Origin of the sequence: Nostoc sp. PA-18-2419 (assembly GCF_005869855.1) — a bacterium.
Lineage (GTDB): Bacteria > Cyanobacteriota > Cyanobacteriia > Cyanobacteriales > Nostocaceae > Nostoc.
Window position 1 is genome coordinate 204497 of the sequence record NZ_SZNH01000007.1, and the last position, 22850, is coordinate 227346.

Genomic DNA, 22850 nt, shown 5'->3' on the forward strand with positions numbered 1-22850 from the left:
GATTTACAAGCACTAAAAGCAACATGAGACAAAAACTAATGTATCGTCGCTCACTGGCTACGATCGCCTGGATGGGCATACTGTTGACGTTGCCGATACAAGCTGTTTATCTGAGCATTTCTCCAAGAGTTGATGCTCAAGAGTCAATTCAGAAGCGATCGCCAGAACAAATCAAACAGTTGGCTCGCTCGATAACTGTCAAAATTTTATCTGGCGAGAACAGAGGTTCAGGTATTTTACTTAAAAAAAATAGTCAAATTTATACGGTTATTACTAATCAACACGTTATAGAATCAGGCAAACCTATTAAAATTCAAACACAAGATGGGAAAATACACTCAGGCAATTTGGTTAAAGGAGTAAACTTTCAAGGCAAGGATCTAGCTTTGTTAGAATTCCGGGCTAACGCAAACTATACTTTAGCTCCCTTGGGGAATTTATCAACGATCGCAGTTAACGAACCAATATACGCAGCAGGGTTTCCCTTCGAGGCGAATCCGTCTGCATCTGGGGGATTTGTCTTCCAAACAGGGCAAGTTTTGTTAGTGCCAGAGCGAGCTCTTAAAGAAGGATATCAGATAGGCTACAGCAATGAAATCGAAAAGGGAATGAGCGGCGGCCCGATACTCAATCGTCACGGGCAAGTAATTGGGATCAATGGTATCCATGCCTATCCGCTTTGGGGTAACCCTTATATTTATGAAGATGGTTCCCAACCGACTGAAGCTCTACGAGATTTAATGAGCCGTTATAGTTGGGGAATTCCCATCCAAACATTTGCTCGCTTAGCTCCTGGGTACACATCCAAAGAATCCTTACCCGCAGCAAACGTACCCTCAACCCCAAGTCTTCCTCCCATCGCCAATGAAGTCAACAACATTGCCCAAGAAATTACGGTGCGAATAGACGTGCCAACTTTACGGCAGTGTAGCGGCTCGGGGGTGATTATTGGCAAACAGGGAAATACTTATAGCGTCCTCACAGCAGAACACGTTATTCGCAGTTCTCAAAAATGCGATCGCAGCATTTTAGAGGTAATCACCCCTGATGGCAAACAACATCAAGTCACAGTAAATAATCAGAATCTTAAAATCTTGCCAGAGACAGACTTAGCCATATTGCAGTTTACTAGCGATCAAAATTACCGTGTGGCAACTCTCGCTAATTACGACATAGTTAAAGACAATGGATTCATTTTTGTTTCCGGGTGGCTGGGGCTAAAACCCGGAACTGGACAAACACAGCGTCAGTTTACAGCTGGGAATGTAGCATCAAAACAAATTGGTTCTTTTTTAGCGAAAAACTCTTTGTCTTTGAGCTATGGATATGGGCTAATATACACTAATCTCACAGACCAAGGAATGAGCGGCGGTCCAGTATTAGATACTCGTGGACGCGTCATTGGGATTCATGGAAAAGCAGAAGTTGAAGAAATTACAGATAAAGCTGGTCAAAGACGTTTGATAACATTGGGTTTGAGTTGGGGCGTCCCCATCAGTAGCTTTGTCCGTTGGGCACAGTCAGTAGGTATGGCTCCGATTTTGAGAGTAGAGAATAATCCACCACCGCAACTGACAACCCAAGAGACAAAATCAATTCTGGAAGCTTTATTTAAAGTAGAGAAACCCAAAGAGAATGCTGATGCCATTGATTTGCTAAATTATGGCTGGCAATTAGCGCGAAGCACGCCAGAAAAGCCACTTGGTGAAAACAATAGCAACGAGGCAATCAACGCTATCGACCGAGCAATTCAACTTGAGCCTAACTTTTATCAAGCTTGGTATCTACGCGGTTTCGTGCTGTTGGCTCGTGAAGAATCTCAAGCCGCCCTAAAGTACTTTGATAAAGCCACACAAATTGAGCCGAACTTTGCTCCTGCTTGGCGCTTGCGTGGTCTAGTACTTCTTAGTTTGAATCGATACCCACAAGCGCTAGAATCCTTTGACCAAGTAGCAAAACTAGATCCAGATGATGCTAGTGTTCAGATATTGCGTAGTCTAATACTATTTAGTGCAAAACGTTTTCCAGAAGCACTAAAGGTATCAAACCAAGCTATAAAAAACAATCCTGGTTCTTGGGCGTATTTTGCTCGGGGTGCAGCACGTTATGGCACGGGAGACTTACAAGGAGCGATGGCTGATTTAAATGAAGCAATTCGTTTAAATCCAGAATATATCGAAAGTGCAGCCTACTCTGTTCGGGGTGCGCTTCGCACTCAACAGGGAGACTTAAAAGGAGCGCTGGCTGACTACAGTGAAGCTGTGCGTCTTGACCCTAAAGATGCTGAAGCCATAGCAAATCGTGGTGCTATTCACTTGCTACAGCATGACTACAAAGGATCGATAGTAGATTTTAACGAAGCAATTCGTCTCAAACCCGAATATGTTGACGCGATCAAACTTCGTGCAAAAGCTCGCCTGGAACAGAAAGACTACAAAGGGGCGATAAGCGATTTCAATCAAGCAATTCGTCTCCAGCCGCAAGATACCGAGATTCTTAAAGCTCGCGGGCTTGTTCTGGTAGTACAGCGAGACTACAAAGCAGCAATAGCCGATTTCAATGAAGTGATTCGTCTCAAACCTGAAGATGCAGAGGCAATAAAATATCGCGATGGCGCTACTCGGCTGCTACAGTCCAAACCAGCAGAACTCCCAATACCCAATGCCCAAGGAAATAATAAATGAGTTTTTAGAACAAATGTACTAAAAAATATGCTATAATTTGGATGCATTGATGGTGAAATCATAGTTAAAAATATGTTCTCTGGGCTTGCTTCTCTTAGTGCCAAAATTTACAAAATAAATTTAGGGCAATTGGTATGGCAACATCGACAAACAAGGCAGGTGCAAGAGATTAAAATAATTGAATCCCAAACTCGACTCGGTGCTATTAATCAACGTTGAAAGGCATTGAAGTCTATATTTCCATGTCTTACGAACCCCTGCACCACAAGTATCGCCCCAAGAGTTTTGCTCAACTAGTAGGGCAAGAGGTGATCGCCACTACCCTCACGAACGCGATCGCTACATCCAAGATTGCCCCCGCCTATTTATTCACTGGGCCTAGAGGTACGGGGAAAACTTCAAGTGCCCGAATTCTAGCTAAATCTCTTAATTGTCTTAAAAGTGACCAGCCCACCCCAAACCCCTGCGGTGTCTGTGATGTTTGCCAGGGAATCACCAAAGGCTACTCCTTAGACGTAATTGAAATCGACGCTGCCAGCAACACTGGTGTAGATAATATCCGCGAGTTGATTGAAAAAGCTCAGTTTGCTCCTGTACAGTGTCGCTATAAAGTGTATGTGATTGATGAATGCCACATGCTCAGCAATCAGGCATTCAACGCCTTATTAAAAACACTAGAAGAACCACCGAAGCATGTAGTTTTTGTGTTGGCGACAACAGACCCACAACGGGTATTACCAACAATTATTTCCCGCTGTCAGCGGTTTGATTTTAGACGTATTCAGTTAGAGGCGATGGTTAAACATTTAAGTGCGATCGCTTCAAAAGAAAACATTCATATTTCACTCGATGCTGTAACTTTAGTAGCCCAACTTGCTCAAGGGGGATTGCGGGATGCCGAAAGTTTGCTCGATCAATTGGCTTTATTAGCGGGTGAAGTGACGCCAGATAAAGTTTGGGATTTGGTAGGGACGGTAAGCGAACAAGATTTATTGGGGCTTTTAAATGCGATCGCTCAAGATAAACCAGAAGCGGTTCTCGACTGTACCCACTACATTTTAGAGCGCGGTCGAGAACCGCTAACTATTCTGCAAAATCTCGCCGCTTTTTATCGCGATTTACTGATTGCCAAAACAGCACCCAACCGCCACGATTTGGTTGCTTGTACTCAGCAAACTTGGACAGCACTGGTGGAGTTTGCCCAACACTTGCAGATGAGCATGATTTTGGCGGGGCAGCAACACTTACGAACAGCTGAAGTGCAAATCAAAAACAGCACCCAGCCGCGTTTATGGCTGGAGGTAACATTATTGGGATTGTTACCTAGTGCAACAAATATTCAGACACAATCCCCAAGCGTACCGCCGCGACTTAATACACCCGCTGTATCTGCATATCCTCCAGCAGTTGCCGAAAATCATTCAGCCTCTACTGTATCTTCAGCTGATCCGCAAACAAATCACAATTGGGCAAACCAAAATTTAGCAACTGCCCAAAATCACTCTGCCAAATCATCTCCCACAGATGAACAGCAAACAAACCACAATTGGGCATCGTCAAACCATCATCTAACAACAGCCCAAAATCAACTTGTCACATCATCTTCTCCAGATGAGAGGCAAACAAATCACAATTCTGCTGCTAGTTCGGTTTCATCACCAACCCCAGAATCTATACCATCTAGCAAAACTGAACCAGCAACCTCAGAAGTTGCCAGAACACCAGAACATGACTTAACTCAAGTTTGGCAACAAGTACTTACTAACTTTCAACCAATCTCAAGGCGAGAATTACTACGTCAAATGTGCCAACTCACTGAGTTCGATGGTGCAGTGGCTTATATTGCCATCAAACAAGCATGGTATGAAAAAGTTAAATCCGATCTACCTATAATTGTGGCGGCTTTCCAGCAGACTTTCCAACATGAAGTCAAGGTAAATCTAGAAAAAGGAACTTTATTAAACTCTACCCCAGGTAAAAAAGCTCCTGCTCCTGCACGGCAAGATTCTCCTCGCCTTCAGCAAATAACTACTTCCATTGACAACAGACAGATTTCACCTCCAACATCACAATCGCAGCCAGTTACTCGATCACCAGCAACAACCCCAGCAGTAAAAACCGAATCGTCAGTCAGAAATGGCAATGGAGTGAATAGAAATGGGCTACAAATGCCTCCACCCCCAATCCAAACACCCCCAGCTAATTGGGAACCGGATGAAGTAGCGATCGCAGCTCAGCGCTTCGCAGAATTTTTCAACGGACAAGTTATCCGCTTCACAGATGATTCAACAGACTTTTCTGATTCCATGACTACAGGTGAATGGGTAGAAGAATCAGAAGTGGATGATGAATAAATTGGGAATAGGGAATTGGGTATTGGACATTGAGAAAACTTTTCTCTAGTCCCCAGTCCCCAGCGATCCACTGAAGCACAAGAAGTGTCCCTAGTCCCCATTCCCTGTATGCAAAGTTTTAACCCATTTCAGGCGCTTCGGTCTGACGGACATTCGGGCGGTTGTACTGCTCATAACTACTAACCAGTGCAGCATGTACAAATTGCCACGGATAGTTTGTAGCAGCAAAATAAAATACGTAGGTAATGAGAATTTCTGGTCTTGGCGTATCCGCCTCAAACCTGTAAACATCCCCACCATCGACATAGTAACGGACAAGCTTGTAATCGGACTTAATATCGGTGGACGATGACGAGCGATCGCCATTAATAAATCTGGTACTGTTGCTGTGGGCAAGATATACATAATCAGCACAAACATCAGCAAATCCCAGCTTTTGCGTCCTCCCATGCGGTTTTTAAGAATTAAATCCCAATAATCCAAGTAACGTTGATATCCGCCTTCTGCCCAACGGTTGCGTTGATGCCAGAGTGCAACTGCCTTTGTCACTCCTTCTTCTTGCACTGCTGGATGGAAAACACACTCAATATCCCATTTTTCCAAATGTAAGCGGATTGTCAAATCCAAGTCATCGGTAATAGTTTCCTCATTCCACCCACCGCAACTTAAGAGGGCTGAACGCCTGACAAATTGACCATTACCTCGCAGTTCACCAATTCCACCAAGACCTGTCCGCTGTTGCTGAAACCAGGTATCAAGCCCCATTTCCCCCATTTGACCCTTAGTCCAAAAATTTTGTTTGGCGTTGGCGATCGCTTTTCGCACTTGCACCGCCCCCACCTTTTCTCTTTGGAATAAAGGTATTACTTGTGATAATAAATCTGGTGTCACTTGAGCATCAGCATCAAATACAGCGATGATTTCGCCCTTTGTCAGCGGTAATACCTGATTCAAGGCTCCTGACTTACCGCCACTAGCCTCTGCTGAGCGTGTGAGTACCTTAAGTTTATCATATTTGTGCTGTAATTCTGTTAATAAATGGGGTGTATTATCGGTGCTGCGATCGTCAATTATCCATAGTTCGTATTTGCCATCTGGATATTCTAGATTACAAAGATTATTGACTAATTTAGCAATTACCGCTTCTTCATTTTTTGCAGCTACTAACACAGATACATAGGGATAATCTCCCTGCATTTCTTTTGGATGACAACGGGGTTTAGTAAACACTACCACCAAAGCATGAAGGCCAAGAACGGTGGTCAATCCTAGTATGAATATAGATGCCCAAGAAACTAAATGCAGAGCGATCGTTCCACTCCAGACAATAGTCAAGACTAGAGCTGCTTTACCTCTACGACCTTGAAACCGGGATGGTAGAGACATATTTTGTGTCTCTAACACAGACTCCTCATCTACTGAGAGGTCAGACAATAAGGAGTTGAGTGGATCAAGCTCTTGATAAGAATCTTCTTCGGGCCAGGAATTCGCTGGCATAAGTTGGCTTGCTTGATTCAAAAACCACTATTTGTTCACAGTTAGTAATTTTACGGACAAATATCCTTAAGCTACTTTTACCGATATTAATCGGAATGGGCAAACTGGAATACCCACTATCCCTAAGCTAAAAGCAGCTGGGACTACCTTATTTTTACCGCTACTGCGGTTAGTTGCTTGGCATTAACCACATTTGCCACTCTGAATATACTTGATTCCTTTGAGCGCCACTTGGGCAGGAAGCTTGTAGGATAAGAGTTTGACTAATGTAAACTCCAGATTAGGCAAAGCGATCGCAACTGGGCAGCTTTTCCTTGGAAAAACAGCAATAAATACGTCCACTACTTTATAGCAGGGATTTTTTAATCTATTGCCCCCAACTTTCGATAAAAGTTAACGCAGCCTTATTGTAACCGAAATTTTAATATTTCTTAGCAGTAACTTCATTTATTGGGTATGGTCATTGGTCAGTGGCGACTTCTCCCCATCTCACGGTTAGTGAGCGTACCCTGTTCTTAAGCAAGGCTGGGCGTAGCCTCTGGTAGACAAGTCGAACCACATCCTCCGATTCCCCACTCTCGACTCTCCACTATGTGCTTTAGACACATTTTTTGGGAATACTACTAAGAGCCTATTGCTAGTTGCCAACTAACTTGAGGAATATTTAATAATGTCGTCTATTGAGCAACTCCAACTCCAGCCAGCTACTCAACAACAAGCCAGTGTTTATTTACCTTACGTTCAGGGTGCTAAAAGGAATTTTTTACCCTATGCCATTAGTCTCTATCAAAAAGGAGTTTTGGAGGGACACCGAAAGATAGAAGCTAGTGAACATGTCCCTTTCGTCGCCTCTTGGAATGTTGCTACTCTACCTTCAGACTTAACGCGTTGCCGAGTACAGTTTGATGGCAATGCAGAACTGAGTTACGAACTAATGCTAGCCAGTTTCGAGTTTATTAATTATTTAATTGAACTTATAGAAAACTATAAACGTTATCGTGCCACCGATTTTTCACAAGCCTTTTATCGCAAGCTGCTACGTATAGATGAATGATGTAAATTACTCAAAGTTTTACCAGTAAAACATCAAAATTAAGAAGGCTTTGCAAACCAGGCTTTATAACCAACAAGACAATCAATAAATTAAAGCATGGATTCTGATTACTGATTCTTTAATTATTAAAGTTAAAAATTCAGAAAAATAAGATTCCTGCTTTTGTCAAACTCAGGAATTTTAGTTAATAAATATTAATTTTATTCATCATTTTTAGCAAATTTTAATGAATGGCAAACTACTTTGATAAATTTAAAGGGATAAATTCAATTTTTGCTGTATTCGGATTTAATACAACTTTTACTAAATAGATATTTTCCTGTTGACGATCGCCATTTGGTTTAAAAGAAATTACTCCTGTAGCACCACTTGCTTGAAAATTAGTCTCAGCGATCGCTTGTTGCAGATTTTCCCGACTAGGTGATGGTATTTTTTCTAAAGCTGCTAACAATACACGAGTTGCATCATAAGATAATGCAGTGTGCCAATTATCTACTTTTCCCCAAATTTTCTCTACTTGCTTAGAAAAATTTCGATTAAGAATACTTTTGGAATGCCAAGGTATGGCTACTACTGCACCTGCTTGATTACCTACTAATTCTTTAAGAAGCTTATTATTATCTAGACTATCTCCACCTACTATTAAATATTTGTATTGTTTTGCATATCTAATCACTTGAAGTGCTGAGTCAGAGGTTAGTCCATCTGTAGTTGTAAATAAAATGATTACATTTGCTTGCTGTTCTTTCACTTTATTTATACTAGATTCTACATTTTCATATAAGGGAATTTCTGCTACTACTTTTCCACCTAATTCATCAAGTCTACCTTTCATTTGTACTTGTAAAGATTTACTATAATTACTATTAGGATTAAAAAATATTGCTGCTTTTAGCTTATTTTCCTTTTTCAGGTATTTAGCTAAAGTTTGGGTAATAGCCCGATTACTAGGAACAACACGAAAAAAACAATTAGGATAATTTGATTGACAGGATGTAGATAGAGATTCTGATGTGGCTGTTGCCGAAATTAATAAGAGGTGACGTTGTTGATAAACTTTAATAGCTTCTAAAGTCGTATCACTCCTGAAATGACCAATAACAGCTAAAATATCATGTTTTTTTCCTAAATAATTTGCTATTTTTCTAGCATCTTCAGTTTGATTTTTATCAGTAGCAATTAATACTTTTAACCCTATACTTTTGGTTTTGTAATTTTGATTAAATTCGTTTTGTGCTTGTGCTACACCACGTAATATTTCTTTACTAGAATTGATGTTGTCATTATTATCACCGATTGGAGCGACAACAGCGATAGTGTAAGCTTTAATTTTATTGACTTCTAAGCGGCTGTTATTAAGATAAATTAAGGTTTCCGGGTCACGATCTTTTTGCCAAGCTTTTTCCAACCAAGTAATTGCATCTTGGTAGTTACCCATTGCGATCGCCTTTACTCCTCGTTCTTTTTCTGCTACTTTCATATTGATATTTGGTAACAGAATTTGTTCGCCACAACTGATACTGTCATCTTCGGAGAAATGCCTCAGCCAAATTTTTGAACATCCACTCACTCCGTTTAAATACCAATAACTACCACTTAACCCCAGTCCCAAGAAAATAACTGTACCAGCTAAGCGAAGTGAAATCTGTGGTAAAGTAATTGGATAATTTAAGCGTCGTAAAATTACTTGAGTATTTTTTGGACGATCTTTCCAATATGGCTGCATCATTTCATCGAGCAAATCGAAAAGCGACCGCCACCTCAATTTATCTAACCAATTTCTCCAATGATTAGAGTGAAATGAAACTTGGTTGCGCCAAATTAACTTACCTGTTTGGGCGTCTTCTTGCAGATGTAAGGGAGATTTTCCAGTTAGTAAATGCACAAAAGTTCGTCCTAAAGCAAAAAAATCTGATTGCTTTACTACTATGCCTTTCATTTGTTCGGGTGATGAGTAACCCAGTGTACCAACGATTGTATTTTCGTTTTGTTGCTGCACATAAGTTTGTGCTAAATCGCGTACTGCTCCAAAGTCAATTAACACCAGTTGTCCATCTGGTTTTACCATAATGTTTGCTGGTTTAATATCTCGATGAAAATACCCCTGAGCGTGGACTCGGTCTAAAATCTTTAGTATTTGTTTTAAATAAACGATCGCTAATTCTGGTGTGATAGTTTTATTATTCCGGTTTTTTAACCACTGTTGTAAATTTAAACCATCAATTTTTTCCATTACCAAGCAGTATAATGGCTCTGGGGAATCTGGGAAATTCAATTCAAAATATCCATCTAGTTCAACTTTAGGAATTCCTGAATTATTTAAGCGAATTAATACCTCAGCTTCTCGCTTAAACAAATTGACAAYCTTAGATTTATTGTTCTCGCTAACTAAAGATAAATTCAAAACTTTAAGGACTTTTTTAATCTCGTTATCTTCTACTTCAAAAGTCCAAGAAAATCCTCCATTACCTAATAACTTAATTACTCGATACTTATTTTCTAGTAACAAGTTTGCCCCACAGTTACGACAGAAAATGTTACCGTTGGCATTCATTAAATCAGCAGGATTTGGACACTTTGGATTGAGGCAATAACTCATAGAGCTAAAACTATTACTTGAGAAAGGCAATATTATTAATGTTTATTTGTATCCACCTGCTTAGTAATGTATAATAAATTTCAAGAAGTCAGGGTGCTTGTCAAGCATTAAAGTACTTGCTAGCGCTGCCAAAGCATGTTGTATGTCTAAATATGCAATCACCGTTACTGTCAAATTATTCGCCGCTTATCAAGAAGCTTTTCAGATTTCAGAACTAGTACTGGAATTTCCCAATAGTACGCCGGTTAAGGCAGTATGCGATCGTCTCATAGCTGAACACCCGGAACTCTCTCAATGGCGGGACATCACCCGCTTCGGAATTAATCTGATATTTGTTGAACCAGATACCCTCCTACAAGATGGCGATGAAGTTGTGTTAATTCCCCCGGTTAGCGGCGGTTAAGCAAAACAGTTAGGAGTTAACTCCTAACTACTTATTATTCCTCAGTTTTTCTTATTTCACCTTGGTGTGAAAGCGGACAAAGCCGTAAACATCTTTGACTAAAGCTGGTAAATCTGGACTGCGCGTGATATTCACCACCACAGCACCATTAGTGTTAGTACCGCAGGATGATGGTGCTGACTCGTTAGCAGGATAAAAACGTCCGCGATCGCCATCTTCAACGTTGCTCAGGTAAACTGTAGGAGTGCTGGAACCAATTGCAAGGGCAATACCTCTGTCTGCTACTGGTAAGCCGCCATCACTGGGAGTATTATTATTAAACGCGCTGAGAATAAAAGTAGTATTACTGGGAACTAAGTCGCAGAATTTAACGTTAGTAGCATCATTCGGTCCTTTGGAAAGAAAGTAAATAGTGTATTCCAACTCATCTCCTGGCTTCACAGTCCCAGCATTAATCAATCCCCGCAGATAGCCAACAGGCCATTTTGCATCGTTATCATCAGAAGCATAGGGTTCTGGGATATAGTTGGCAGCAGTTGTGGCCACGTCGCTGCGACCATCTACAATGTCGGTTAAATCTTGATTATTGATGCGAGTGATACGTTTGACTAACAAAAGCTTTGCATTTACAGCAGTAGCACCGTTATTGTTTTCGCCAACACTGGTAATGCGACTACCTGTAGTATCAGTGTCTCTAGTTGGTAGGTAGTTTGTACACCGTGTGCTAGCGTTCTTGCTGGTGGTTGCTTCCCAGCAAGCACTGACATTAGTATCCTCACCATTGGGAGTTAAGCTGATAGATTGACCATTGCTAGCTCCGATTAACGAAGACTGATATGTGTTGTCCCAGAGATTGAGAACACTTGCAGGAGGCGTATTAATTTCATTACCACTGCCATAAGCGATATAGTCAATAATTTTATTTTGATTATCKTACAACCAGATATCATCACCCAAGTTGTTGAGTTTGGGAGTCTGTCCTAACCAAGCTTGAAAAGCTGCTCCTGTTGCTTGATGGTTGGCGTTGTTATCTCCAATCCAAATTACAGCATATTTTCCCGCTTGTAGGGTTGTGCCGTTTGGAAATGTATAAGTAAAGCCGTTAGTGCCATCATTATCATTAGCAGTCAGGTGTCCGTCTGCTAACTTCAAACCACTCAAATCTACAGTCGATGAAGAAGGATTATAAAGTTCAATAAATTCATCGTTAGTGCTAGTAGTAGTGCCAGTTTCGCTATATAAAACTTCGTTGATTATGACTTTGCCGACATTCGATGAAACTGCATCAATAATATTAAATGGAGTTGGTTGAGTTTGACCGGGATAATAAGTCCATAAATCCAACCCTTTCGTATCTCCAAAAGATCCGTTACATGATGTCCCAGCGTTACCAAGGTTACCAGACTGACCAAATTTCCGGTCATTGCTGGCGGTGTCAAAACCGTTAATTGGGTCGCTAAAGGCTGGGTTTGGTGGACTAATACCGCAAAGTACTTGACCAGACGTACCGATTTGAGTACCACCAATGGTTTTGTAACCGCGATCATCATAAAATCCTCTAGTGTTGCCTATAGGATTAGTGGCATTCAACATTGTAATAGTAGGACCGCCAGTAAAATTGTTTTCTGCATCCAGCAAGGGAAAGTGATATTCACCTCCAAAGGTTCTGACACGAACTTTATAATCACTACCAACTGGGAAAAAATTGCCAGTGTTATCTTTACCATCCCAACTAACAGCTTGTTGTCCTGTTGTAGGCATAGTCCCTCGTAGAAGACGGTTTTGGGAGTTAGTGGGATCAAAATTGCTGCCATCTCGGCTGATAATCAGTTCGTAAGTCCCTGTGACGTTGCTGCCAAAATTAAAAGTACCGCCTGTGCCGAATGAACTATTATTTCCTGTAACTGTGCCGTTGAATTGTAAATTACTAACAGCAGGAATAATTGGGCTAAGGGGAATACCAGTTCCATCTAAAGTGCCATCTGGTTTGTAACGCTCAACGTATGGAAGCACGTTGGTGTCAATGGAGTTAAAAAAAGTAGCGTATTGGGGACGAGCCAAGCTAACACTACCTTGGGGGTTGGTTAGCTGACTATCTGCCCCTAGTATGTCGTGATAGAGAGGGGTTTTACCATCACTGTCAAAAAAGCCTACCTGATTACCATAGAGAACGAATCCATTCGGATCTGTGCCTCTAAGTTCTACTTTATATTGGAAGCCATCTGTGGTTACAGGATAGACTGGGAAGTTGAGATATCGACCATTATTACCAGTAAATAAAGCTAGATAATAGCTGAATAAGCGTCCGTTTAAATCGGTTGTTGAAGTTTGATTGCTACTGCGTACCGTTACATCCCAAGCTGCAACACTCGTTCCTTGTTGAGTATTAAAGTTGTTTGGACTGGTCAAATTAATCTCACCAGTAGGGGCACCATTAGCTGATGAGTTACCCCCAGTAGGTCCATAGAAAACTATGTCATAAACTCCAGTGGATGGGGCTTTGTAGTAGCAGGGAATATAGCCATTGGGATTGCCTCCACCAGAAATAGCACGCGGACCATTTAACTCCTGTTGGTGAGTTGAGATGACACCACTTCCAGCTTGAGAAGTACACACAAAATCAGGTGTGCTAGGAACAGTTTCACTGCCAATACTACCAGTGATACGATTGGGATTGTAAACACGGATATCACCGCTACCTACCCCAACTGCGCTGGAACCCAAAAGAATATACTCATCTTTATTGGCATAAACCTTAAGTAACGTTCGTCGCAGCACAAGACCGCCATAAGTATCAGTACGCCACTCTAAGTTAGCTCTGCTACTACTGGCTGCGGCGCTACTGGGATACAGTGTGCGACTACCTTCAGCTTGAGCAGATTGTATTCCAATATTCAAGCAGCACAGCCAGAGAGCAAAGCCAGTTAGTAGTTTTTTATAAAGGTTCAGGTGCTTGTTGTTGACCGCTAAAAGACATTTTAGTATTAGACTCATTTATGCTTTGATGGCTCCTGATTTTAATTGAATGGTTGCCATGTCTGCGACAAAGCACTCTGTATTTAGGCCAAATTTAAAAGGCATTATAAAAAAGCATAAAAACTCTCATACACTCAGGTGATGCTTGGTTTTAGGTTACCCAAGTTGTACGAAAATCTACCATCTTGATTCGCATTCGCTGTGGCGAGCGCTCTGCTTTTAAAAAGGTAGTATTTTTAAACGCAAAGGGACACAGAGTAAACGCAAAGTTACGCAGAGTTTTGCCAAATTTAATATTCAAGTTGAGCGTGAAATCTGTGAAGATACAAGCTTGGGTTGAGCGAAGAGTTCGCAATTTATCTTAAAACTAATTTCTATAGTGATAGCGAAATACGAAGAGTTTAGCAGAGGGCGATCGCTCTCTACTTCGGTGGATAATTCAACCGGAGTGGCTACAGACTTGACCAAAGTCACTACAGATATAAGCCAAGTGACTACCGTTGCAGGTTTGGGCTATAGTCGCTTTTTAAATTTAACTTAAGTGTGAAATATCACAGTTATTAAAGGTAGAAATGCTAATAAAAAGCTATGCCAGGAATGCAATTGAGCTTCTGTGTTTGCTTCTGGTGGTGCTAAAAGAGCTTCTACTCTTTGTTCTAATCTATCGCCCGCGTTAGGAGAACCCAATGCAGCACAGCAAATTTCTGATGATAGAGGGCTGCTACTAACCACTAACAGCAGTGATTCTGCCAGGACTAAAGGATCTACCTGCAATGCTGCGTAACTATCGGCGCGGAGTTCGCGCAAAACTAACAGTTCTTGCCACAAAGGCTCTGTATTTGGCAACCATGCAGTGCAGGAACGCACCCAACCCAGCCAGAAAAACCAGAATGTATCCCTATACTGGTAATGCCCTTGTTCGTGTGCTAAGACGCTTTCTAAATGATTTGGTGAGAGAGTTTGCAGTAATCCTTCGCTAACTACTAATTCAGGTTGCCAAAAACCAATTTGACCGGCAAACATTGCTTCTGTTTGCAGTAGTCTGGCTCTTGTGTCGCCCAAATTCACTAGAGGACAGTTACGGGCAGATTCCACAGACTGCCAACCTTGAAAAGCAAGTCTAAGGCATAAAATGGCAAAAATTGCTAAATAAATTAATGCCAGCAGATAACTGATTGAACCTGTGTACATTCCGCCCATTTTTCCTTGGGCTCCCATGAACAACACAGCGATCGCTGTCATGAAAATTAACAAGGGAGGGAAGAGAAATATAAATAGCGATCGCCGCCACCGCAAACTCCAACTACCTTGGGGTTCTTTCCAAGAGGATCTTAACCACCAGGCAACTCCCAAAGCAATTAAAATCATCATGAGATGCATCATTTTTCCTCCCTGGCTTGGCGTGCAGATTGTATGCGTTTGGCGATGGCTGCTATTTGCTCGCTGGCTGCTTCATCGAGACTATCGGCGAAGGCTGCAACCACATCAGGGTTACCTACCGCCAAAAATCGCTGTAACTGCTCATGGGCTTTGATTACCTCTGACTGTTGCTTACTCAGCAATGGCCGCCAATAAAATGCCCGTCCTTTTTTGTCACAGGCTAGCCAACCTTTATCTGTGAGGCGTCGGAGAACAGTGGTTACAGAAGTATAAGCTAATTCGCGGTTAGGATCTGAGAGAATGCGATCATGGACATCTTTGACTGTAACTGAACCAAGTTCCCAGATGATATTTAGTATTTCCGCTTCCAAAGGGCCTACAGACAGTTGTTTAGGACGGTAGTCGGGTAAAGGTGCCATAGTTTTGAAGGAGAGTTGGGAGGTGGGGAGGTGGGGTGATGGGGAGGTGGGGTGATGGGGAGGTGGGATGATGACTTGCAACAAATCTTTTTCCATGTCTCGAATTTGCCTTGTCCCCGCGTCCTCTTTTCAATGCCCTGTTTGGCCAATGACTGTTAGCTTTCTTGTTTTAGATTACAAGATCCTGGAGCCAGTCTAAAAGTCTAAAAATATAAAAATCAGCTTTTTAAGCATTTATTTTGGATTAAGGACTCTTAAGATTTAGTTAAAAACTTGTCTGTACTCTTACCTCCCCATCCCCCCATCCCTCATCTCCTATTTATCTATCTAATGAGATACATTGTGTATTCTAATGCTAAAAAATGCTGTGGGAATAATTATAACTATAGTTAGTGACACTAACCTAGGTAGAATGTTATTTGTTTGCCGCAGTAGTATAAAAGCAGGTGTATCCAGCGCGTGAAGCTATTTGTATACCACACTCCGGAATTGACTCCAACGGATAAAGTGCCAGAATGTGCGATCGCAGTTGATGTCTTGCGAGCCACTAGCACAATAGCGACTGTTTTGGCAGCTGGAGGCGAAGCTGTACAAGTATTCAGCGATTTAGATCAACTAATCGCAGTTAGTAAAAAATGGCCTCCTGAAAAACGTCTGCGGGCTGGAGAACGCGGCGGCGCAAAAGTAGAGGGCTTTGAGTTGGGTAACTCCCCACTCGATTGCACATCCGAATTGGTGCAGGGGCGTCGATTATTTATCAGTACCACAAATGGTACTCGTGCGTTACAACGGGTGCAAGACTCCCCAAATGTAATTGCAGCAGCTTTAATCAATCGAGCAGCAGTAGTGGAATTTCTCAAGAGAAAGCAACCAGAGACAATATGGATTGTCGGTTCGGGCTGGGAAGGCAGTTTTTCTTTAGAGGATACAGTTTGTGCGGGTGCGATCGCTCATAGTCTTTTACAGCAAACTGAGTTGTCACTAGAGGAAGTAGCTGGTAACGATGAAGTAATTGATGCGATCGCTCTTTACTCTCAATGGCAAGATAACTTATTGGAATTATTTCACCAAGCTAGTCACGGCAAACGCCTATTGCGTCTTCAATGTCAAGAAGATTTAAAATATTGTTCCCAAACTGATGTTTTGGATATCTTGCCAATACAAACAGAGATAGGAGTTTTAAAAAAGGGATAGGGACTGGGGACTGGGGACTAAAGCATTGGGGCTGTCAGAGGGGTTGAAAAGGTGAGAAGGTTTTTTATAATCATCTCCAATCTCTCTCATCCCTTGATTGCTGAGCAAAGTCGAACCACATCTGGCAGTTGGCGACGTACTCCTACGGAGAGGCAAGCCTGGGCGTAGCGTCTCGTAGAGAAGTATTGGTCATTAGTCATTGGCCAACAGAAGGCAGAAGGCAAAAAGTTCTTTAATTTTGAATTTTGTTCGCGCAGCTAAGCCGTGTCCGCGTCCCTTGCGCGTCTCGTAGAGAGCGTCATTTTGAATTTTGAATTGATTTATCTCCCTCATCTCCCAATTCCTAAGAGCATTTGGCGGAGTCTTTGTCGCCAATGGGGGGGATATGTTCCTAGAAGTGCCGAAATTTTGCCACAAGCAAGTACAGAATAACCAGGGCGATGGGCGGGTGTAGGATATTCAGCAGTTGCAATGGGGACAATATTTTTAACTTTCAAAGGAAATCCTAGCTGTTGGGCTTCTTCAAAAATGGCAACGGCAAAGTCATACCAGCTAGCAACGCCGCTATTAGTGTAGTGGTATGTGCCTACAATCTCTATCTTTAACTGGGGAATTATCTCAGCGATGACTGCGGCTATATCTTTTGCCCAAGTCGGGCTACCAATTTGATCGGCGACGATACGCAGTTCTGGACGTTCTGCACCCAGTCGTAACATGGTTTTGACAAAGTTACTTTTGCCAAAGTTTCCATAAACCCAAGCTGTGCGGAGGATGAGATGATGGGTGCAATTGTCTCGAATTGCTTGTTCTCCTGTAAGTTTGGTTTTTCCGTAGACACTCAAGGGGTTAGTCGCATCGGTTTCCTGATATGGGTGACACCTATTGCCATCAAAAACGTAATCGGTGGAAATATGAATTAGATAAGCTCCTAACTTTTGACTTTCTTCGGCGAGAATTAAAGGTGCAGTAGCATTAATAGCAGTAGCAAGTTCAGATTCGCTTTCGGCTTTGTCTACAGCGGTATAAGCAGCAGCGTTAATGATGATTTGCGGTTGGTTTGATTTGATAATCCTGCGGAGAGTATCAGGCTCGGTAAGGTCTACTATTGGGCGTGCAACTGAGATAGTATTGCCGTAGGATGGAAGAATTTGTTCCAATTCTTGACCTACTTGCCCATTGCTACCAATCAGTAGAATTGATTTACTCATCCTAATTAATTCTTGAATTTACATCAATACAAAAATACTTTTGTACTAATTTACATCTCATTTGTGTAATCTAGAAATTTATACTTTCTACTATTCAAAGTGAAAGTTACAGTAAAATGTCCAGATTAATATTAAAAGTATTTAATTAAATATTTCAGCAGTTTTTAAAGATTTACCGACTTGGTCTTTAGCTGATAAAATCGGTGGCGCACTCAAGGGCCAATCTATAGCTAAATCTGGATCGTTCCAGAGAATTGTACGATCGCCTTGGGGTGCGTAGTAATCTGTAGTTTTATACACCACTTCAGCTGTTTCTGAAAGCACGAGAAAGCCGTGAGCAAAGCCTATCGGTATCCAAAGTAAGCGTTTGTTCTCAGCACTGAGTTCATAACCTACCCACTTACCAAACGTAGGCGAACTTCTTCTAATATCAACGGCTACGTCAAAAATGGTGCCGGCGATCGCCCGAACGAGTTTACCTTGGGGTTGTTGAATTTGGTAATGCAATCCACGCAGGACGTTTTGCTTAGAACAAGAATGGTTATCTTGGACAAAGTTCGCAGCAATACCAGTCTGTTGAGTAAATTTTTGGTGGTTATAGGCTTCAAAGAAGAAACCGCGATCGTCTGCAAATACTTTGGGTTCAAGTTGTATAACTTCAGGAATTTTGGTATATGTAATGCTCATTGATATTATTGCGAGTAATTTGCCACAGTGTTAATTTTGGCAAGAAATTAACCCAAGAATTACAGGTAGTAGCATAACATTTTGACTGTAGCTTTCCTTATTTTTAATCAGTAAATTATGTGAGTTCAATTTGACAGTCATCGCCAATCAGGAATCGTAAAGCTTTCGGGCGACGGGGTGCAATGGTCAATTGTGCGCGTTGTCCAATCACACTATCGATAATCCGCTGATGGATGCCGACAATTTTAGCACCTTCTAAAATTACACTGTGTTCTAAATCTGTATCCACAAGTGTGGCATTGTTGGCAATACTACTATAAGGACCAATAAAGCAGTTTTCTAAATAACAATTGCTACCAATAATTACCGGCCCGCGAATTGTGCAATTAATAACTTGAGATTTGGCACCGATTTTAACTCGTCCAATAATTTGACTTTGGGTATCGACTTCGCCGAAAATTGATGCTGTCATATAGGTGTCAAGAATCAATCGATTAGCTTCTAATAAATCATCTTTTTTACCAGTATCTAGCCACCAACCTTGGAGTTTATGCGCGACGACGTGCTTTTGTTTATTAATTAAATATTGAATAGCATCAGTAATTTCGAGTTCCCCTCTGGCAGAAGGATGAATATTAGTGATCGCATCAAAGATAACGTGAGAAAAGAAATAAACTCCTACCAATGCCAGATTTGAAGCCGGAATTTTGGGTTTTTCAATTAACTGTAATACTCTGCCTCTATCATCGACCTCAGCCACACCAAAGGCGCTAGGATTAGCAACAGGACGTAATAGAATTAAAGCATCAGGCTCCTGTTGGCTAAATTGTTGCAGAAAATAACTTAAATCACCTAATTGAATCAGGTTATCGCCCAAGTACATGACAAACGGAGAATCTCCTAAAAACGGACGGGCTATTAGGACGGCGTGAGCAAGTCCGACTGCCTTGTCTTGTAATATGTAGGTAATCTTCGCTCCAAAGTATTCTCCATTTCCGGTTTTTGCTTGGACTTCTGCACCGGTTTCCGGACTAATGATGATACCAATATCAGTAATACCAGTAGCCACCATTTCTTCAATTCCATACCATAAAACAGGTTTGTTAGCAACTGGTACAAGTTGTTTTGCTCCGCTATAGGTGAGGGGACGTAAGCGTGTACCTTTACCGCCAGAAAGAATTAATGCTTTCATAAATATTAGTCATTTGTTATTCGCCGTATCCTCTGCTCAACGGTAATATTCTACACGTAGCGAGATAAGACTTCGGCGGTGGCTTTTCCTGTTTTTTCCCAACTGAATTGTTGGGAGTGAATAATTCCCTGCTTAGAAAGGCGTGATCGCAATCCCGAATCAGTTGCAATTGCCTGCATTGCTTCTGTAATTTCTCTAGTATTGTAGGGATTAATCAGAATTGCCGCGTCTCCAGCTACTTCTGGTAGGGAGGAGAGATTGGAGGTAATTACTGGGGTACCACAAGCCATTGCTTCTAAGACGGGTAAACCAAAGCCTTCCCAGAGACTAGGGAAAACAAGAGCGATCGCTTGATTGATGATTTTTGGCAATTCGCTATAAGGAACATACTCGAGGAATTTTACTTGATCGGTGATACCAAGTTGTGCAACTTGGGCTGTTAAAGTTGGGGTGTAACGGCGATCGCTTGGGCCTGCTAACCAAAGTTCATAGTCGTCGTTATTGGGTAGCGCAGCAAAGGCTGCAATCAATCGATGTAGATTTTTGTAAGTGTTTTGGCGTCCAATGTAAAGAAAATAGTTGCGGGTGGGGAGATTGAGCAAACAAAAGTGAGTGGGATCGTAAGCAAGAGGGATAGAGGTAATTTTGCTAGTGGGAATATGAAAAAAATTGGTGATGTCGCAAGCTGTAGCTTGAGAGTTACAGAGAATGTGTTGTGCTTGGTTGAGGACTTGGGGTATGTAGTAGCGGTGATAGGATGTTAGTGGTGAAAACCGCTTCGGAAAACGCAATGGGATAAAATCGTGAGCCATCACCACAAAACGACAATTGGTATAAAGAGGTGCTTCTGGAAGCAAGGAAAATAAAATTTGGGGTTTTAGCTTTCTATAAATTTCTGGTAGTTGAAATTGCGTCCACACAAGCCGTTTTAAATGGCCTTTTACCCCTTGTTCTGCGGTTTGATTAGGGGGAACTGGATAGCAGTTGTAACCAGAAATATTTTGGGAAATCAAAAGTGTGGGGTCGAGTTCTTGTAAGTGAGGTAATAAATTGAGAGCATAGGTAGTGATACCTGTGGGTTGAGTTAGTAAAAATGACAGATTAATTAATAATGCCACGATTGTTAATCAGAAAATATTTAAAAATTATTTTTCTAAATTTTATATTTTAATATTTGATTTTCAAATTATACTAAATCTTCAATCAATTATTTGCTCTGCTTTTTTGTGATATAATCCCGTATTCCACAAATTTTTCCTAATGCAGCTTGTGGCTTTAGCACAATCGCAAGGATTGCTTTAAACATTTGAAGAATTAATCTAGCTTTAAAAATATTTTTATTTGTGTATTTATCAAGCGTTAGTAAATAACTATATGTACTATTTCTAATTTTATGAAAAATATTTCTATTAGTAATAGATGATGGTTCATGCACTATTGAAAAACTATTTATGGCAACTATATGTCCTTGATTAGCATAGCGTAAGCAAAAATCTACATCTTCATAATAAAGAAAGTAAGCAGAGTCAAAATTAGGACATTCAAGAAAATTATTCAAATTAACAATTAGACTACACCCGGAAACCCAATCGCAATTAACATAACCCAAATCTGTATTTATTAATTTTTTTTGAGTAATGATTGCACCTGTTTTAGGAATAAAGTGACCACCAGCAAACCAAACTTTGCCTATGGGTGTATAGATAAGAGTACCAAGAATTGAAATTTCTGGATACAATTCAAAAAATGACTTAACTTTATCTAAAGTGTTTTCTATTAAATAAGCATCGGGATTAATTATCCAAACATAGGCTTGGGAGTCTTGAATATAAATCCATTTTAAGCCTAAATTACAAGCACAACCAAAACCCAAATTAGTTCCAGCATCAAAAATCAATATAGATTCAGTTTTCAGAACATCAATAGAACGGTCATCAGATGAGTTATTAATAATAATTACTTTGTAGTCAACATTGGTTGTTTTTTGGATAGAATTAATTAATTTAAAAATTAATTTTGTAGAATAATAATTAACAATTAAAAAATAAATCACTGTAATTATATTATTTTTATATCTCAACTAATCTTGTTAAAAAAAGAATTAGAATTTTTAGGAAATATATTTACTCACTTTGTATCTGTCATAATTATTCTTGAAATTAGTATTACTACTCAAATATCCAAATTATAGATGTTTTCTGTTAAAGGTCAACACATAATTTTTTATTTGAAAATTCATAATCTCCAATTACTTTTATCAACTCAAAACCAAGTTTTTCCAAGCTTTCCTTGAAAACCGTGAAATGTTCCTAGCAAGCAAGCCCATATTTTTATAGTTTTTTCCTCATGATCATAAAGCAAAATTGTAACTATCCTGCGGAGTAAATATTTTATCCGCTGACTATAACTAGTTAGTCGATATAAGCCTTGGGCATAACGAGTTTCTAAATAAGTGTGATTTCGATTGATATAGTAGTTACGTAGAACAGAGTATTGGTGAACAATCGCTTCTCGCCAAAAAAATTTTACTTTGACTGGATTACCAAAATTATGATACATAATAGCTTTAGTAACTATCAAATTACGGAATCCCTGTTGGTGTAATCTTAGTCCATAGTCGAGGTCAATTCCATCTATAAATAATTCTGCACGAGGCAAACCAATAGTTTTAGCAGCAGCAATGGAAATCAAAGAACCAGAAGTTATAGGAGAATCACATTCATAAAAATCGACATTATCCTTGTGTTTGCAACTTTTAAACTGGTCTTTTACAAAAACTGCTCCTTCTATAACTTTCCCTGTTTTCTCATCGATAGAAGTAGGAGCAATAATTGCAATTTTCTTATCATTCTCTAAAGACAGTTTATTGTAAAATTTTAACAAAATTTCTAAACAATTTTTAGTCGGTAAACTATCCTGATCAAAAGTCCATAAAAAATCATAATCTTCCCTTATTGCCCATTCCACCCCAAGTACTAAACCTTGACCAATACCAATATTTTCTGGATAATGATGTATCAAAACCGATGCACTATTATTCAATTTTAGTAATTCTTGTTCAGAATTATCTACTACAAAAACAATATCTATTGGTATAGATTGAGATTTAATAGCTTGTATACACTTGTTAGCAGCTTGTTTATCTTGATAAAGGGTTATATAAGCTGCCACTTTTGCTCTCATTAATTTAGATGTTATCTAAC

The 22850-nt window shown here is 40.4% G+C and carries 17 protein-coding genes; 6 read left to right on the forward strand and 11 right to left on the reverse strand.

The genetic code is table 11. From position 1 onward, the window contains the following. Window positions 1-23 precede the first annotated feature (23 nt). Complete coding sequence (locus tag FCR06_RS09970) at window positions 24-2684, forward strand: tetratricopeptide repeat-containing serine protease family protein (RefSeq protein ID WP_138499096.1); 2661 nt, start codon at window positions 24-26, stop codon at window positions 2682-2684. 242 nt (window positions 2685-2926) lie between these two features. Beyond that, window positions 2927-5038: a DNA polymerase III subunit gamma/tau gene (locus FCR06_RS09975; protein ID WP_138499098.1), complete on the forward strand. Its 2112-nt coding sequence runs from the start codon at window positions 2927-2929 to the stop codon at window positions 5036-5038. A gap of 90 nt (window positions 5039-5128) precedes the next feature. Here the strand turns inward: FCR06_RS09975 and FCR06_RS09980 are convergent, their stop codons facing one another. Then, complete coding sequence (locus FCR06_RS09980; RefSeq protein ID WP_138499100.1) at window positions 5129-6535, reverse strand: glycosyltransferase; 1407 nt, start codon at window positions 6533-6535, stop codon at window positions 5129-5131. A 670-nt stretch (window positions 6536-7205) separates the two neighbouring features. On the opposite strand from FCR06_RS09980, the gene ebsA reads away from it, so the two are divergent. Continuing rightward, window positions 7206-7589, forward strand: a complete 384-nt coding sequence (gene ebsA / locus FCR06_RS09985; protein WP_138499102.1) for a type IV pilus biogenesis protein EbsA — start codon at window positions 7206-7208, stop codon at window positions 7587-7589. Window positions 7590-7827: 238 nt separating this feature from the next. On the opposite strand, the gene FCR06_RS09990 is transcribed toward ebsA, so the two are convergent. Further along, complete coding sequence (locus tag FCR06_RS09990; protein WP_138499104.1) at window positions 7828-10188, reverse strand: bifunctional serine/threonine-protein kinase/ABC transporter substrate-binding protein; 2361 nt, start codon at window positions 10186-10188, stop codon at window positions 7828-7830. A 142-nt stretch (window positions 10189-10330) separates the two neighbouring features. On the opposite strand from FCR06_RS09990, the gene FCR06_RS09995 reads away from it, so the two are divergent. Continuing rightward, entirely contained in the window at window positions 10331-10591 is a 261-nt protein-coding gene (locus FCR06_RS09995) for a MoaD/ThiS family protein (protein ID WP_138499106.1), read from the forward strand. Window positions 10592-10642: 51 nt separating this feature from the next. Here FCR06_RS09995 and FCR06_RS33480 read toward each other — a convergent pair whose 3' ends face one another. Continuing rightward, entirely contained in the window at window positions 10643-13585 is a 2943-nt protein-coding gene (locus FCR06_RS33480) for a lamin tail domain-containing protein (protein WP_223280092.1), read from the reverse strand. A gap of 361 nt (window positions 13586-13946) precedes the next feature. Between FCR06_RS33480 and FCR06_RS32500 the strand changes: the two genes are divergently transcribed. Then, entirely contained in the window at window positions 13947-14108 is a 162-nt protein-coding gene (locus FCR06_RS32500) for a hypothetical protein (protein WP_189523366.1), read from the forward strand. Here FCR06_RS32500 and FCR06_RS10005 read toward each other — a convergent pair. Beyond that, window positions 14105-14947, reverse strand: coding sequence for a M56 family metallopeptidase (locus tag FCR06_RS10005; protein WP_189523367.1), 843 nt, complete (start codon window positions 14945-14947; stop codon window positions 14105-14107). The two genes, FCR06_RS32500 and FCR06_RS10005, sit on opposite strands and share 4 nt — an antisense overlap. Next, the gene (locus tag FCR06_RS10010; protein WP_138499208.1) at window positions 14947-15366 is read right to left on the reverse strand and encodes a BlaI/MecI/CopY family transcriptional regulator; all 420 of its coding nucleotides are present in this window, start codon (window positions 15364-15366) and stop codon (window positions 14947-14949) included. The genes FCR06_RS10005 and FCR06_RS10010 overlap by 1 nt, the downstream gene beginning before the upstream one ends. 459 nt (window positions 15367-15825) lie before the next feature. Here FCR06_RS10010 and FCR06_RS10015 point away from each other — a divergent pair, with 459 nt between their 5' ends. Continuing rightward, a complete protein-coding gene (locus tag FCR06_RS10015; protein WP_138499110.1) occupies window positions 15826-16560 on the forward strand; it encodes a 2-phosphosulfolactate phosphatase family protein in 735 nt (244 codons plus the stop codon). 329 nt (window positions 16561-16889) lie between these two features. On the opposite strand, the gene rfbD is transcribed toward FCR06_RS10015, so the two are convergent. The 6 genes from rfbD to FCR06_RS10045 all read right to left on the reverse strand — a co-directional run bounded on the left by rfbD (window position 16890) and on the right by FCR06_RS10045 (window position 22830). Beyond that, window positions 16890-17768: a dTDP-4-dehydrorhamnose reductase gene (gene rfbD / locus FCR06_RS10020; RefSeq protein ID WP_138499112.1), complete on the reverse strand. Its 879-nt coding sequence runs from the start codon at window positions 17766-17768 to the stop codon at window positions 16890-16892. 141 nt (window positions 17769-17909) lie between these two features. After that, on the reverse strand, window positions 17910-18455 hold the full coding sequence (gene rfbC, locus FCR06_RS10025; RefSeq protein WP_138499115.1) for a dTDP-4-dehydrorhamnose 3,5-epimerase: 546 nt from the start codon (window positions 18453-18455) through the stop codon (window positions 17910-17912). Between the two features lie 115 nt (window positions 18456-18570). After that, the gene (locus FCR06_RS10030) at window positions 18571-19647 is read right to left on the reverse strand and encodes a glucose-1-phosphate thymidylyltransferase (RefSeq protein WP_138499117.1); all 1077 of its coding nucleotides are present in this window, start codon (window positions 19645-19647) and stop codon (window positions 18571-18573) included. 50 nt (window positions 19648-19697) lie between these two features. Continuing rightward, window positions 19698-20765, reverse strand: a complete 1068-nt coding sequence (locus tag FCR06_RS10035) for a glycosyltransferase family 4 protein (protein WP_138499119.1) — start codon at window positions 20763-20765, stop codon at window positions 19698-19700. 89 nt (window positions 20766-20854) lie between these two features. Beyond that, window positions 20855-21700 carry a glycosyltransferase gene (locus FCR06_RS10040; RefSeq protein ID WP_138499121.1) on the reverse strand — a complete coding sequence of 282 codons (846 nt, stop codon included), beginning with the start codon at window positions 21698-21700 and terminating at the stop codon, window positions 20855-20857. A gap of 209 nt (window positions 21701-21909) precedes the next feature. Further along, window positions 21910-22830: a glycosyltransferase family 2 protein gene (locus FCR06_RS10045; protein ID WP_138499123.1), complete on the reverse strand. Its 921-nt coding sequence runs from the start codon at window positions 22828-22830 to the stop codon at window positions 21910-21912. Window positions 22831-22850 lie beyond the last annotated feature (20 nt).